This window comes from Stenotrophomonas sp. YJH_SMC_133 (genome assembly GCF_059370655.1).
Genome location: NZ_JCAFTW010000007.1, coordinates 1 through 15,046 on the forward strand (window position 1 = coordinate 1; position 15,046 = coordinate 15,046).

Consider the following 15,046-nt stretch of genomic DNA (forward strand, 5'->3'; position numbering starts at 1 on the left):
CTAACAGTCGACTCTACCGGCGGGTCGTTTGACGTGCCGGGAGTCGACCAACCGGTTCGACGGAGTCCGCTTGGTAGAGTCGACCGTTGGTCGACTATCGCGCGCAGCGCGGGATTTTTTCGATCCGAGGAGCAGTCGACTAACAGTCGACTCTACCGCCGGGTCGTTTCACGTGCGGGGAGATCTCAGGCCAGCTCAGGTTCCTGCGCCAGCAGGCGATGGAAGCGTTGCAGAACGTAAGGGTCGATCAGACCACCGGATTGCTCGTCGATGATGCGCAGTGCCGTCTCGTGTTCCATCGCGGCACGGTAGGGACGCACGCTGGTCATCGCGTCATAGGCATCCGCAACGGTGACGATGCGTGAGCCCAACGGAATGCTCTCGCCGCGCAGCCCATCGGGATAGCCACTGCCATCGAACGCCTCGTGATGGGCGCGGATCAGCCGCGCAACCGGTGCCGCGTCGCTGCGGCCAGTGGCCAGGAAGATGTGTTCACCGCGCACCGGATGCTCGCGCATGATCGCGCGCTCCTCGTCGGTATGCCGGCGCGGGGCCAGCAGCACCTCATCGGGAATGCCGATCTTGCCGATGTCATGGAAGCGTGCGGCCAGGCCGATCTGCGCACTGGCCTCGTCATCCAGATCGCAGTGCGTGGCCAGGCGCTGCGCGAGCAGGCCAACGCGGTCGCAATGGTGGCGGGTGTAAGCGTCGCGCATCTGCAGCGACATCGAGAGGGCATCGATCAGGCAGGCCTGTGCATGCAGCAGGTCGGGGGCGGGTACGGCGTCAGGAAACATGGTCATCCGCCCGCACCGGGTGGGGACCGGTGCGGGGTGTTCGGGGGCGATCAACCCGGGGCGAGGGTGGTCAGAAGGGCGCGGGCCGCGTTGAAGCGGTCCTCCGGCAACGGCAGCGGATGCTTGATGCGAAGCTTGTCGGGCCCTTCCATGGCATAGAGGTTTGGCTGTTTCTGGATCAGCTGGATCACCGCCATCGGATCGATGTTCGGCTTGGACTCAAACACGATGCGGCCACCGTTCTCACCCAGGTCCAGCTTGCGGATGCCCAGCGCGTTGGCTTTCAGCTTCAGCTCGGCGATGGCGAACAGGTGCTTGGCCGCATCCGGCAGCAGGCCGAAGCGATCGATCATCTCCACCTGCAGTTCGCGCAGCGCATCGCTGTCGCGCGCGCTGGAAATACGCTTGTACAGGGTCAGGCGGGTATGCACGTCCGGCAGGTAGTCTTCCGGGATCAATGCCGGCACATGCAGCTCGACCTCGGCACCACGCACTTCCTCGCCGGCATCCAGGTCGGGCAGCTTGCCCTGCTTGATGCTGCGTACCGCGCGCTCCAGAAGCTCGGTGTACAGGCTGAAGCCGACCTCGGCCATCTGCCCGCTCTGGTCCTCGCCGAGCAGTTCGCCGGCACCGCGGATCTCCAGATCGTGCGTGGCCAGGGTGAAGCCGGCGCCCAACTCGTCCATCGAGGCGATCGCTTCCAGGCGCTTCTCAGCGTCGGGGGTGATCGCGCGGCGGTCGGGGGTGATCAGGTAGGCGTAGGCACGGTGGTGCGAACGGCCCACGCGGCCACGCAGCTGGTGCAGCTGGGCCAGGCCGAAGCGGTCGGCGCGGTTGATGATGATGGTGTTGGCGTTGGGGATGTCGATGCCCGATTCGATGATCGTGGTCGACAGCAGCACGTTGAAGCGCTGCTTCTGGAAGTCCAGCATCACCTTTTCCAGCTCGCGCTCGGGCATCTGCCCGTGGGCGATGCCGATGCGCGCTTCCGGCACCAGCTCGGACAGCTCGCGCTGCATGCGGCCGATGCTTTCCACGTCGTTGTGCAGGAAGTACAGCTGGCCGCCACGTGCCAGCTCGCGCTGGAAGGCTTCGCGCAGCAGCGCGTTGTCCCACTGGGTGATGAAGGTCTGCACCGCCAGCCGGTTCGGCGGCGGCGTGGCGATGATCGACAGGTCACGCAGGCCGGCCATGGCCATGTTCAAGGTGCGCGGGATCGGCGTGGCGGTCAGGGTCAGCAGGTGCACGTTGGCGCGCAGCGCCTTCAGGGCTTCCTTCTGGCGCACGCCGAAACGCTGCTCTTCGTCGACGATGACCATGCCCAGGTCCTTGAACTTCACGTCGGGCTGCAGCAGGCGATGGGTGCCGACGATGACGTCGATGGTGCCGGCGGCGACCTTTTCCAGCTCGGCCTTGATCTCCTTGGTGCTCTTGAAGCGCGACAGCACCTCGACCTTCAGCGGGTAATCGGCGAAGCGGTCGCGGAAGTTGCGGTAATGCTGTTCGGCCAGCAGCGTGGTCGGCACCAGCACGGCCACCTGCTTGCCGGCACTGGCGGCGGCGAATGCCGCACGCACCGCCACCTCGGTCTTGCCGAAGCCGACGTCGCCGCAGACCACACGGTCCATCGGCTGGCTGCTGGCGAGGTCGCGCAGGGTGGCGTCGATGGCGGCCAGCTGATCGGGGGTTTCCTCGAACGGGAATCCGGCTGCGAACGGCTCGTACATCGCACGGTCCACCTGCAGTGCCAGGCCGGCACGCGCCTGGCGACGGGCCTGGATCTCCAGCAGTTCGGCAGCGACGTCGCGAACCTTTTCGGCGGCCTTGCGCTTGGCCTTGCTCCACTGCTCGCCACCGAGCGAATGCAGCGGCGCGGTTTCCGCTGAAGCGCCGGAGTAGCGGCTGATCAGGTGCAGCTGGGCGACCGGCACATACAGGCGGTCGCCCTTGGCGTATTCGATTTCGAGGAACTCGCCGGGCATGCCGCCGACGTCCATCGCGATCAGGCCACGGTAGCGGCCGACGCCATGGTCCTCGTGCACGATCGGTGCACCCTCGGTCAGTTCGCCGAGGTCGCGGATGATCGCTTCCGGCTCGCGGCCGGCACGGCGCGTGCGGCGGGTGCTGCCGGCGCGCTCGGGGAACAGCTGGCGCTCGGTCAGCACCGCGATGCGCGGATCGTCCAGTGCGAAGCCATCTTCCAGCGGTGCCACCGCGATCGCGAAGCGCGCATCGTCGGCGAGGAAGCTGGGCAGGTCGGCCACCACCGGCGGCTTCAGCTCGGCGGCCTGCAGCACTTCCAGCAGGGCCTCGCGACGCCCGGGCGAATCGGCGGCGATCAGTACCCGGCCCGGATAGTGGCCGAGGAAGGATTTCAGCGCGTCGCCAGCGGGGGCCTCGCGCGCGGCCACCGGCAGCGGCGGCAGCGGCTGGTCACCCAGCGCGTGGGCATCGGCGATGCGCGCGTGGTCAGCCGACCACACCTCGATGCGCGGGGCATCGTTCAGGCGCTCGCGCAGCAGCTCCGGCGACAGGTACAACGCCGAAGGCGGCAGCAGCGGGCGCTCCACATCATGGCGGCGCTGCTCATAGCGGTCCGCGGTCTGCGCCCAGAACGCGACGGACGCTTCATACGCACCGGTACAGACCACCGGCAGGCTGCCGTCGGGCAGGTAGTCGAACAGGGTTGCGGTGCGTTCGAAGAACAGCGGCAGGTAGTACTCGACGCCGGCCGGGGCCAGCCCGGACTTCAGATCCTGGTACAGCGAACTGCGCCGGGTATCCACATCGAAACGCTCGCGCAGCGTGGCCAGCACGCGTGCGATGCTGGCCTCGTCCATCGGCACTTCGCGGCCGGGCAGCATGTGCACCGCCTCGACCTTGTCCAGCGAACGCTGGCTTTCCGGATCGAAGGCACGGATCGAGTCGATGTCCTCGTCCAGTAGTTCTACCCGCAGCGGCTCGTCGGCGCCCATCGGGAACACGTCGAGCAGGCCGCCGCGCACCGCGAAGTCACCTGGGTCCATCACCTGCGGCACGTTGCGGTAGCCGGCGCTTTCCAGGCGACGCTTCTCGGCTTCCAGGTCCAGGCGCTGGCCGACTTTCAGGTCAAAGCTGCCACCGATCACATAGCTGCGCGGGGCCAGCTGCTGCAGCAGGGTCTGCACCGGCACGATCACCAGGCCGCGCTTCAGCGCCGGCAGGCGGTGCAGGGCGGACAAGCGCTGCGAGATGATGTCCGGATGCGGGCTGAAGCGGTCGTACGGCAGGGTTTCCCAGTCCGGGAAGGCGACCACCGGCAGGGCCGGGTCACCGCCAAGCAGGGTCTGCAGGTCGGCTTCGAGCTGGTTGGCACCGTGGTTGTCACGGGCGATCACCAGCAGCGGGGCGTCATGCGCACGCGCGGCCTGGGCCAGGTACCAGGCCAGGGCGGTCGGCGAGGCGGGGGCGCGCCACCAGGCGCGGAGCTGGCCGGCGCGCGGCAGCGGCGGGGCGGGGTATGAGGTACGCGACATGGACCCCGGATTTTAGCAGAAGCCCGATCGAAGCCCGGTGGGTCGTGCCGGCCGTTTGCCGACGGCCTCACGTGCCGTTGGGGGAACACAATGCCGGCCAGCGGCCGGCACTACCGGGAGGCATGGCCGGGCAGGGCCCGGCGCATCCGTCAGTTGTCCAGCTCCAGCACCATCCGCACCAGGCCTTCGGCACCGGTCGGGTGCGGCACCGGCTTGAAGCCCAGCGAGGCGGCCAGCTGCTTCATCGGCTCGTTCTCGGCGGCAACGTCGCCGTACAGGCGGTCCAGGTACTTGCCGCGGCCCCACTTCACCAGCTTGCGCATCAGCTGCCGGCCCAGGCCCTGGCCGATCAGGAAGCGGCTGATCAGGATCGCGTACTCGGCTTCACGGGTACCGGGGATGATCGAGGCCCGGGCGACCGCACCGACCACTGCTTCGCCAGCAGGCAGGGATTCGGCAGCGACCAGGGTGATCTCGGTCTTGGGATTCGGGTGGGTCAGGCGCTGGGTGGTTTCCGGCGACAGCTCGGTCACCGCCTGCAGGAAACGATCACGAATTTCTTCCGGTCCGAACAGGCTGAACGCCGCTTGCAGCGGTGCGCCATCTTCCGGGCGGATGGGGCGGATCAGCAGCTCGTGGCCGCTGGGAGCCTTGAAGATCTCATGCCAGGGCGGCATGCGGTTGCGAGTGGCCATACCGGGTGATTCCTTGGTGGTCCATCGATTGTGGCATCACCGGGGCTGCATTCCGTGAACGAAAGGCTCACGGCGGTACAGCCTCGTGAAGGCCGTTATTCGGGGGCTTTGAGCCAATCCAGGCGGGTGCTGGCACCCGGTTCGCCCAGGTGCTGGCGCAGCGCCGGCAGGGCCGGGCCGACCACCCGGTCGAACTGCCAGGGCGGGTTGAGCAGCAACATGCCACTGCCGTTGAGGCGCAGCGGCGAGTCGTCCGGGCGCACCAGGAACTCGATCGTCATCGCCGATTTCACCGGCAGGGCGGTGGCCTTGCGCAGGAAATGCAGGATGGTGCGGCGCTGCTTGATCGGGAACCAGACCGCGCAGGTGGCCTGCGGCCAGCGTGCCAGGGTCTCGGCCAGGGCGGCCAGCACCGCCTGGTACTCGGCATCCTGGGCTTCGTAGGGCGGGTCGATCAGCACCAGGCCGCGGCCGATCTTGCTGCCGTTGAACTTCGGCGGCAGCAGCGAACGCAGCAGGGCATAGCCATCGCCCGCCCGAACGTCGACGCGGCTGTCATGGGCGAACAGGGCCTTCAGCGTGGCCGTTTCGGCTTCCTGCAGCTCACAGACCGCCATGCGGTCCTGGGGGCGCATGGCCTGCGCGCTCAGCAGCGGCGAGCCCGGATAATTGGTCAGGGCGCCCACCGGGTTGTCGGCCTGTACCGCCTTCAGGTAGCGCTCGACCACCTCCGGCAGCTTGGGCTGGGCCATCAGCCGCATGATCCCGGATTCGGCCTCCAGGGTCTTGCGGCTCTCTTCGCTGGCCAGCAGGTAGCGGCCGGCACCGCCGTGGGTGTCGAGCACGAAGAACGGGCTGTCCTTGCGCTTGAAGCTGTCGATCAGGGCCAACTGCACGATGTGTTTGAGCACGTCGGCGTGGTTGCCGGCATGGAAGGCGTGGCGATAGTTCATGGGCGGCAGTGTACGGGGCGGCGGCCGCAGCGGCTATGCTGCGCGCCATGACAGCTCCTGTTGCCCATGTCCTGGTGGTCGAGGACGAAGCCGCCATCGCCGAAACCGTGCTCTATGCGCTGCGCAGCGAGGGCTATGCCGCCAGCCACTGCCTGCTGGGCGGCGAGGCCCTGCAACGGCTGCAGGCCGGGGATATCGACGTGGTGGTGCTGGACGTGGGCCTGCCCGACCTGGGCGGCTTCGAGGTCTGCAGGCGACTGCGCGCGCAGTCCGGGCCGTCGGCGCAGCTGCCGGTGATCTTCCTGACCGCCCGCAACGACGAAGTGGACCGGGTGCTCGGCCTGGAGCTGGGCGCCGACGACTACATGACCAAGCCGTTCTCGCCGCGCGAGCTGGTGGCACGGGTGCGTGCGCGCCTGCGCCGCGCGGCACCGGTCGTGGCAGCACCCGGCGCCGATGCCGGCTGGCAGGAACATGGCGCCTTTGCCATCGACCGCGAAGGCCGGCGCATCCGCTTCCGTGGCCAGGCACTGGACCTGACCCGCTACGAGTACGCGCTGCTGGAAGCGCTGCTGCAGCGCCCGGGCGCCATCCTCAGCCGTGCCCAGCTGATGGACCGTGGCTGGGACAGCAGCGCCGACAGCGCCGACCGCACCGTTGATACGCATGTAAAGACGCTGCGCGCCAAGCTGCGCGCGGCCGGTGCCAGCGAAGACCCGATCCGTACCCACCGTGGCCTTGGCTACGCGCTGGAGGTCTAGCCGATGCGCCTGGTACTGAAGCTGTTCCTGGGCTTCTTCCTGATCACCGGCATCGCGGCGTTCTTCGTGATGCGCGTGTTCGTCAACGAAGTGAAGCCCGGTGTGCGCCAGGCGATGGAATCGACCTTGGTCGATGCGGCCAACGTGCTGGCCGAAATGGCCGCCGCCGACGTCAAGGCCGGCACCATCCGCAGCGGCAGCTTCACCCGCAACCTCGCCAAGGCACGCCAGCGTGACCTGAAGGCGATGGTCTGGCGCTTCCCGAAGCGCTCGCTGGATTACCGGGTGACCATCACCGATGCCAAGGGCATCGTCATCTACGACTCGCTGGGCCGCGATCTGGGGCGCGACAACTCGCGCTGGAATGATGTCTACCGCACCCTGCGTGGCGAGTACGGCGCCCGTTCCAGCCCCGAGATTCCGGGCGAGGAAGGCGATACGGTGATGCATGTGGCGGCGCCGGTATACGACCCGGCCGATGGCCGCACCCTGATCGGCGTGCTCAGCCTGGCCCAGCCCAACCGCAGCATCGATCCGTTCATCGCCGCCAGCCAGCGCGCCATCATCGAGCGCGGGGCCTGGCTGATCGGCTTGTCGGCGCTGGTCGGTGTGCTGGTAACGATGTGGCTGACCACCGGCCTGGGCCAGCTCAGCCGCTATGCGCGTGCGGTCAGCGCCGGCGAACCGGTGCCGCCGCCGCGCCGCCGCCGCGACGAGATCGGCGATCTCGGCCAGGCGCTGGAAACAATGCGCCGCAAGCTGGAAGGCAAGGCCTACGTCGAGCAGTACGTGCAGTCGCTGACGCATGAGATGAAGAGCCCGCTGGCGGCCATCCGCGGTGCCGCCGAGCTGCTGCAGGAGCCGCTGCCCGAAGCCGATCGCGTGCATTTCGCGCGTAGCATTGTCGACCAGCAGGAGCGGCTGACCGAGACCATCGACAAGCTGCTGGCACTGGCTGAAGTGGAACAGCACGGCTGGCTGCAGACCCGCGACCGGATCGCGCTGCCGGCATTGCTGGCCGATGCGGCCGCTGCCGCGCAGGTGCGCGCACAAGCGGCGGGCGTGCAGGTCCGCATCGGCAGCGTGCCCGACCTGCAGGTGCAGGGCGACGGCTACCTGCTGCGACAGGCACTGCACAACCTGATCGACAACGCGATTGCCTTCTCGCCGGCGGGCGCGGAGATCGCGCTGCAGGCCGAGGTGGACGGGCAGGGCGTGCGCCTGCAGGTGGCCGACCGTGGCGCCGGCATTCCCGACTACGCGCGTGAGCGGGTGTTCGAACGCTTCTATTCGCTGGCGCGCCCCGGCAGCGGGCGGCGCAGTTCCGGCCTGGGCCTGCCGTTCGTGCGGGAGGTCGCGCGCCTGCACGATGGGCGCGCCAATGTCGATGCACGCGACGGCGGCGGTACCGTAGCCAGCCTGTGGTTGCCGCTGGGTACACCGGGCCAGCGCCCGCGCCGCTGACTTCACACTCGCTTCAAATTCGCCACAAACCCTGCTCACTGCAGCGGTCCATCCTGCAGTCCTCTCCAACGAGGATGGACCATGAAATCCCTGAAGATGCTGCTGCGGTTCGCCATTGTCGGCGGGCTGATCCTGCTGCTGCTGATCCCGCTGACGATGATCCGCGGGGTCATCAACGAACGCAGTGCGTACCGCGATGAGGCCTTCTCGCGGGTGGCCGACAGCCGCGCCGGTGCGCAGCAGCTGGTCGGGCCGGTGCGGGTGGTGCCGTGGGTGGAGCGCAAGCAGGTTGAACTGGTCGATCCGCTGGGCGTCAAGAAGACCGAGGTGCAGGTCACCGAGGGGCACTGGTTGCAGATGCCGGCGTCGCTGGAGGTGGGCGGTGAGATGCTGCCGAGCCAGCGTGAGGTCGGGCTGTTCAAGGTGCCGGTCTACAGCTGGAACGGCCAGATGAAGGCGACGTTCGCCGAAGACGACTATCCGGTGAAGGCCGGCCGCAGTTACGGCCAGCCGTATGTAGCCGTGGGCATTTCCGATGTGCGTGGCCTGGTCGGTACGCCGAATCTGCGCGTGGATGGCAAGCAGCTGCGGCTGCTGCCCGGCGTGGGCGCTGCCAGCGAAGTCGGCCGCGGTCTGCATGCACCGGTGATCGGGTTTGCCGAAGACCACGGCGGCACGCTGGCCGCCAGCACCGTGGAGCTGGAACTGCGCCTGGACGGCAGCCGCATGCTGTCGGTGGTGCCGGTGGGCGACGATACGCATATCGCGCTGCGTTCGAGCTGGCCGCACCCGTCGTTCAGCGGGGCGTTCCTGCCCAATGAGCGACGCGTTGATGCACAGGGCTTCGATGCACGCTGGGCGGTGTCCTCGCTGGCCTCCGATGCCCAGCGCCAGCTGCGCAATGATGGTGCGGTCGAATCGCAGGCGGTGACGGTGTCGCTGGTCGATCCGGTCGATACCTACACCCAGGCCGACCGTGCCTCGAAATACGGCGTGCTGTTCGTGCTGCTCACCTTCGTCGGCTTCATCCTGTTCGAGCTGATCAAGTCGCTGCGTATCCACCCGTTGCAGTACCTGATGGTGGGCCTGGCGCTGGCGATCTTCTTCCTGCTGCTGATCAGCCTGTCCGAGCACATCGCGTTCTGGAAGGCCTATCTGGTCTCGGCGGTGGCCTGTATCGGCCTGCAGGCGGTGTACCTGGCCAATGTGCTGGGCCACTGGAAGCGCGGCCTCGGCTTCGCGGCGCTGCTGACCGTGCTGTATGGCGCGCTGTATGGCCTGCTGGTGTCGGAGAACAACGCGCTGCTGATGGGTTCGCTGCTGCTGTTCGTGATCCTGGCGCTGGCGATGTGGGTGACCCGCCGGGTCGACTGGTACGCGCTCGGCGCGGAACTGAAGTAAGGAGCAGGCCATGGGCTGGCGCCAGGGATTGCGGCAACGGGCACGGCAGGGCATTCCGGCCCTGTTGGAAGTGGATGCACTGCTGCAGGCACATGGCGTGCTGGCGGCCCTGCCGGGGGCGCGGATCGCCCCCGGCCTGGTCCGCTTCCAGCTGGCGGCGGTGACCTGCGAAGGTTTGCAGGCGCAGGGATTGCGCTGGCTGCAGGGCGCGCGGCAGGGACGCGGCGCGGTGGCTGGCCGGGTGCCGCGCTACCGGCCATGGAAGGCCGGGGCGGAGGCGCTGGCCGAGATCGGTATCGGTGGCCTTCTGGATGACTGGCCCGCACACGCGGCGGTGTACGGCTGCAGCAGCATCGACCGGCGGCACTGGTTGCTGCTGCTGCCGGAACGGGCACAGTTGTGGTTGGGATGGAGCGGGTGATTGGGCTGTTCATCCACGCATGGCGTGGATCTACTGTTGTGGGTGCGAACCTTGGTTCGCACGCTCCCGCCCATGACCGATGGGACGGTATCCCCGCGCCCCTGATGGCTAGACTCGACGAGTTGATGATCGAGCCGAAGGGCAGGGGTGCGATGTGTTGAAGTGGGGCATGCTGGCCGCAGCGCTGGCGATGGGTGGCAACGCTGGAGCGCAGCAGCGCGAGACGGTGGACCTGGACATGGTCAGCCGCATCCGCCAGGAGGCCTTCCACCGTTCGCAGGTGATGGACACCTTCAGCTATCTCACCGAGCGCATCGGGCCGCGCCTGACCAACTCGCCGGCCATGGGTCGCGCCAACGCCTGGACCCGCGGCAAGTTCAACGAATGGAAGCTGGACAACGTCCACGACGAGGCCTTCGACGACTTCGGGCGCGGCTGGGAGTTCACTTCGGCGAGCGTGGAGATGCTGGGCGACCGCGTGCAGCCGCTGCATGCACTGCCCAAGGCCTGGACGCCGGGCACCAAGGGGCCGGTTGAAGGCGAGCTGGTCCAGGTCGAGATCAAGAAGCCCGAAGACATCGAGAAGTACCGCGGCAAGCTGCGCGGCAAGATCCTGCTGCTGGACGAGGCGCGCGAGTACAAGCGCGGCACCGAGCCGGACTCGCACCGGCATGACGCCACCTCGCTGGAGGGCCTGCAGGAATTCACCCTGCCCAAGGACGTCGCCGCCGAGCGGGCCAAGCGGGTGAAGGAATACAAGGAACGCCAGGAGCTGGCCGCCAAGGTCAACGCCTTCTTCGTCGAAGAGGGCGCGCTGGCCGCGATCAGCATCAGCAGCTGGGACAACGGCATCATCCGCGTCGCCGGCGGCGGTTCGCGCAAGGCCGGCGAATCGGTGGGCATCCCGGAACTGGCGATGATCGCCGAGCACTTCAATCCGCTGGTGCGCGCGCTGGATGCCAAGCAGCCGGTACGCCTGCGCGTGGATGTGGCAGCACGCTTCACCGATGAGGCCGACCAGCCCGGTTACAACACGCTGGCCGAGATCCGTGGCAGCAGCAAGCCCGATGAAGTGGTGATGATCGGCGCGCACCTGGATTCCTGGCACAGCGGTACCGGTGCGGCCGACAACGCGGCTGGCGTGGCGGTGATGATGGAGGCGATGCGCATCCTCAAGGCCACCGGCGCCAAGCCCAGGCGCACCATCCGCGTGGCGTTGTGGAGCGGTGAGGAACAGGGCCTGATCGGCTCGCAGGCCTATGTGGCCAAGCACTTCGGTCGTTTCCCGGAACCCACCGACCCGGCGCAGAAGGCGCTGCCGGCCTCGCTGCGCGAGCCCACCGGCGCGCTGCAGAAGACCCGCGATTACGGCAAGTTCCAGGTCTACTTCAACATGGACAACGGCTCGGGTCGCTTCCGCGGCATCTATGCGCAGGAAAACCTGGCGGCGATGCCGATCTTCGAAGCCTGGCTGGCGCCGTTCCATGACGTGGGCGCCACCACCGTGGCCACCCGCAACACCGGCAGCACCGACCACATCAGCTTCGACCGCATCGGCCTGCCGGGCTTCCAGTTCATCCAGGACCGGCTGGACTACTTCACCAATGTCCACCACAGCCACCTGGACACCTGGGACCACGCCGAACCGGAGGACCTCAAGCAGGCCGCAGCCATCGTCGCCTCGTTCGCCTACAACGCCGCGATGCGCGAGCAGCCGTTCCCGCGCAAGGTGGAACCGTAAAAGGGGACGGAGGGGATTAAGTCGTTTCTCCCCTCCGTTTCCCGGTTGCAGCGCCCCAGGCTGGGCAATCGCGACTTAATCCCCTCCGTCCCCTTTTTCCGTCGGGGGCGGAGGGCTGGTAAAATCGGGGGATTCCCGTTCCTCGAGCCGTCCATGACCTGCCGCACCCGCTTCGCCCCCAGTCCCACCGGCTACCTGCACATCGGTGGTGCCCGCACTGCGCTGTACTGCTGGCTGGAGGCCCGCCACCGTGGCGGCGAGTTCGTGCTGCGCATCGAGGACACCGACCGTGAACGCAGCACCCAGGGCGCGATCGACGCGATCCTGGAGGCGATGGAGTGGCTGGGCCTGGACTATGACGAAGGCCCGATCTACCAGACCGACCGCGTCGCCCGTTACCTGGAAGTGGCCGAACAGCTGGTGGCCGACGGCAAGGCGTATTACGCATACGAGACCCGCGAAGAGCTTGACGCGATGCGCGAGGCCGCCATGGCCAGGCAGGAGAAGCCGCGCTACAACGGTGCCGCGCGTGACCTGGGCCTGCCGCGCAGGGATGATCCGAACCGCGTCATCCGCTTCAAGAACCCGCTGGAAGGCACGGTGGTGTTCGACGACCTGATCAAGGGCCGTATCGAGATCGCCAACAGCGAGCTGGATGACATGGTCATCTTCCGCCCGGACGGCTACCCCACCTACAACTTCGCGGTGGTGGTGGACGACTGGGACATGGGCATCACCGAGGTCATCCGCGGCGACGACCACATCAACAACACCCCGCGCCAGATCAACCTGTACGAAGGCATCGGGGCCCCGGTGCCGAAGTTCGGCCACATGCCGATGATCCTGGACGAGCAGGGCGCCAAGCTGTCCAAGCGCACCGGCGCGGCCGACGTGATGCAGTACAAGGACGCCGGCTACCTGCCGGACGCGCTGCTGAGCTACCTGGCCCGCCTGGGCTGGTCGCACGGTGACCAGGAGCTGTTCAGCCGCCAGGAACTGATCGACCTGTTCGACGTGAAGGACTGCAATTCCAAGGCCTCGCGCCTGGACATGGCCAAGCTGGGCTGGGTCAACCAGCACTTCCTGAAGACCGAGGACGTGTCCGCGATCGTGCCGCACCTGGTCTACCAGCTGCAGAAGCTGGGCCTGGACGTGGCCGCTGGCCCGGCCCCGGAGGACGTGGTGATCGCCCTGCGTGAACGCGTGCAGACCCTGAAGGAAATGGCCGAGAAGGCCGTGGTCTGGTACCAGCCGCTGACCGAGTACGACGAAGCGGCGGTGGCCAAGCACTTCAAGGCCGGTGCCGAGGTGGCGCTGGGCAAGGCCCGCGAGCTGCTGGCCGCCCTGCCGGAATGGACCGCCGAGTCGGTGGGCGTCGCCCTGCACGACGCGGCCGCAGCGCTGGAAATCGGCATGGGCAAGGTTGCCCAGCCGCTGCGCGTGGCCATCACCGGCACCCAGGTCAGCCCTGACATTTCCCATACCGTTTACCTGGCCGGCCGCGAGCAGGCCTTGAAACGCATTGATGTGGCCATCACCAAGGTAGCAACGGCCTGAGGCATCCTTGCCAGGCCCGAACCGGAGAACACGCATGCCCGCCAAGACCGCCACTGCCTGTACCGCCCCGCACCACCACGTCCACGACGCATCGGACTTCGTGGCGGTGGTCGAGCGCGTCTCGCGCGAACGCGGGCTGCGCCTGACCCCGATCCGCGCCAACGTACTGAAGCTGATCGCCGAGGCCGGCAAGCCGGTCAAGGCGTACGAGCTGCTGGAGTGGGTGCGCAACGGCAAGGGCGTGGGTGCTGATGCCCCGCCCACCGTGTACCGCGCCCTCGATTTCCTGATGGCCAATGGCTTCGTGCACAAGCTGGAATCGGTGAATGCCTTCGTGGCCTGCCACCATCCCAGCAGCGCCGCGCACTCGGTGCCGTTCCTGATCTGCAACAGCTGCCACAGCGCGGTGGAGCTGGAAGACCGCGAGATCGTCACCCAGCTGGAGAAGCGTGCCAAGGAGCTGGGTTTCCAGCCGCAGGCGCAGACCCTGGAAGTGCATGGCCTCTGCGCGCGCTGCGCCGGCTAACGCAACGGTAGTGCCGGCCGCTGGCCGGCATTTTGGAAGCGGTGCGACAGGGCCTGCGTCCTAGTCCATCGGCTTGGAGCGGGTATCCACCCGCACGATCACCGACATGCCGGGGCGCAGCTGCTTTGCCAGCTTCTGATCCCTGTTGATCGATATCCGCACCGGTAGCCGCTGCACCACCTTGGTGAAGTTGCCGCTGGCATTGTCCGGGCGCAGCACGCTGAATTCCGACCCGGTGGCGGGCGCGATCTCCTGCACGCGGCCCCGCAGCACCTGCCCCTGGAACGCGTCCACCGAGAACGTGGCCGGCTGGCCGATCGCCATCCCCCAGGTCTGGCCTTCCTTGTAGTTGGCCACCACCCACAGCGTGTCGGGTACCAGGAACAGCAGCTGCGAACCGGCGGCGACGTACTGGCCCACGCGTACGCTGGCTTCGCTGATCTGGCCGTCGCGCGGCGCGTGGATCACCGTGTTGGCCAGATCGATGCGCGCCAGTTCCAGCTGCGCCTGCGCGCTCTCCACCTGGGCCTCCAGGCTCTTGCGCGCTACCTGGGTCGATACCAGGGTCTCCTCGGCGATGCGGATCTGCGCCTGCGACTGCTGCACGCTGGCCTGCGCCGAGGCCTGCGCGGTGCGGAACTTGTCGCGATCGTTGATCGACACCAGCTGCTGCGCAGCCAGTTCCTCGTAGCGCTTGGTCTCGTTGCGTGAGCGTTGCAGCTCCGCCTGCCCGGCCGACAACGTGGCGCGGGCGGAGGCAATCTGCGCACGGTTCTGCGCCTGCGACTGGTCCGAGTTGGCCAGGGCCGCGCGTGCGCTGTCCAGCGTCGCCTGCGCCTGGGCGACCCGCTGCGCATAGATGCGGTCATCGATGCGCAGCAGCGGCTCGCCTTCCTTCACGTGCTGGAAGTCCTTCACCAGCACCTCGGTTACATAGCCGTTGACCTGTGGCGCCATCACCGTGATCTGTCCGCGTACATACGCGTTGTCGGTCACCATCACGCTGCTGGTGAACGGCCACAGGTGCCAGGCGCGCAGGATCAGCGCAATGCCCAGCAGGGCCACCACCACCATCACCACCACGCTGCGCGCGCTGGGCTTGAGGTACTTCGGCGCGACAGCGGGTTCTACCGGCGTAGGGGCAGGCGCCGCGTCGGTCGGCGGCGGTGGGGTTACGTTGTCGGCGTCGTCGGGTCGGGGCGGGACGGGAGGCAT

Annotated in this window: 12 protein-coding genes; 7 read left to right on the forward strand and 5 right to left on the reverse strand. The window is 67.7% G+C overall.

The window, feature by feature from the left end:
- Positions 1 to 185: 185 nt before the first annotated feature.
- From AC5P78_RS11160 to AC5P78_RS11175, 4 genes are all read right to left on the reverse strand, one after another.
- The gene (locus AC5P78_RS11160) at positions 186 to 803 is read right to left on the reverse strand and encodes an HD-GYP domain-containing protein (RefSeq protein ID WP_005412694.1); all 618 of its coding nucleotides are present in this window, start codon (positions 801 to 803) and stop codon (positions 186 to 188) included.
- 44 nt (positions 804 to 847) lie between these two features.
- Positions 848 to 4,312: a transcription-repair coupling factor gene (mfd, locus tag AC5P78_RS11165; protein ID WP_005412695.1), complete on the reverse strand. Its 3,465-nt coding sequence runs from the start codon at positions 4,310 to 4,312 to the stop codon at positions 848 to 850.
- Positions 4,313 to 4,461: 149 nt separating this feature from the next.
- A complete protein-coding gene (locus tag AC5P78_RS11170; RefSeq protein WP_004150340.1) occupies positions 4,462 to 5,007 on the reverse strand; it encodes a GNAT family N-acetyltransferase in 546 nt (181 codons plus the stop codon).
- A 95-nt stretch (positions 5,008 to 5,102) separates the two neighbouring features.
- Positions 5,103 to 5,960, reverse strand: coding sequence for a 23S rRNA (adenine(2030)-N(6))-methyltransferase RlmJ (locus AC5P78_RS11175; RefSeq protein WP_109814381.1), 858 nt, complete (start codon positions 5,958 to 5,960; stop codon positions 5,103 to 5,105).
- Between the two features lie 35 nt (positions 5,961 to 5,995).
- Between AC5P78_RS11175 and creB the strand changes: the two genes are divergently transcribed.
- The 7 genes from creB to AC5P78_RS11210 all read left to right on the forward strand — a co-directional run bounded on the left by creB (position 5,996) and on the right by AC5P78_RS11210 (position 13,831).
- A complete protein-coding gene (gene creB / locus AC5P78_RS11180) occupies positions 5,996 to 6,721 on the forward strand; it encodes a two-component system response regulator CreB (RefSeq protein WP_114618496.1) in 726 nt (241 codons plus the stop codon).
- Positions 6,722 to 6,724: 3 nt separating this feature from the next.
- On the forward strand, positions 6,725 to 8,185 hold the full coding sequence (gene creC, locus AC5P78_RS11185) for a two-component system sensor histidine kinase CreC (protein WP_227415599.1): 1,461 nt from the start codon (positions 6,725 to 6,727) through the stop codon (positions 8,183 to 8,185).
- A gap of 81 nt (positions 8,186 to 8,266) precedes the next feature.
- A complete protein-coding gene (gene creD / locus AC5P78_RS11190) occupies positions 8,267 to 9,586 on the forward strand; it encodes a cell envelope integrity protein CreD (RefSeq protein WP_227415600.1) in 1,320 nt (439 codons plus the stop codon).
- Between the two features lie 10 nt (positions 9,587 to 9,596).
- A complete protein-coding gene (locus AC5P78_RS11195) occupies positions 9,597 to 10,007 on the forward strand; it encodes a hypothetical protein (RefSeq protein ID WP_111173828.1) in 411 nt (136 codons plus the stop codon).
- Between the two features lie 169 nt (positions 10,008 to 10,176).
- Positions 10,177 to 11,748 (forward strand): M20/M25/M40 family metallo-hydrolase, encoded by a 1,572-nt coding sequence (locus tag AC5P78_RS11200; protein ID WP_414498635.1) that lies wholly within the window; start codon positions 10,177 to 10,179, stop codon positions 11,746 to 11,748.
- Between the two features lie 153 nt (positions 11,749 to 11,901).
- Positions 11,902 to 13,305 carry a glutamate--tRNA ligase gene (gene gltX, locus AC5P78_RS11205; protein ID WP_099479451.1) on the forward strand — a complete coding sequence of 468 codons (1,404 nt, stop codon included), beginning with the start codon at positions 11,902 to 11,904 and terminating at the stop codon, positions 13,303 to 13,305.
- 34 nt (positions 13,306 to 13,339) lie between these two features.
- Entirely contained in the window at positions 13,340 to 13,831 is a 492-nt protein-coding gene (locus AC5P78_RS11210) for a Fur family transcriptional regulator (protein WP_004150412.1), read from the forward strand.
- 60 nt (positions 13,832 to 13,891) lie between these two features.
- Here the strand turns inward: AC5P78_RS11210 and AC5P78_RS11215 are convergent, their stop codons facing one another.
- A complete protein-coding gene (locus AC5P78_RS11215) occupies positions 13,892 to 15,046 on the reverse strand; it encodes an HlyD family secretion protein (protein WP_049397507.1) in 1,155 nt (384 codons plus the stop codon).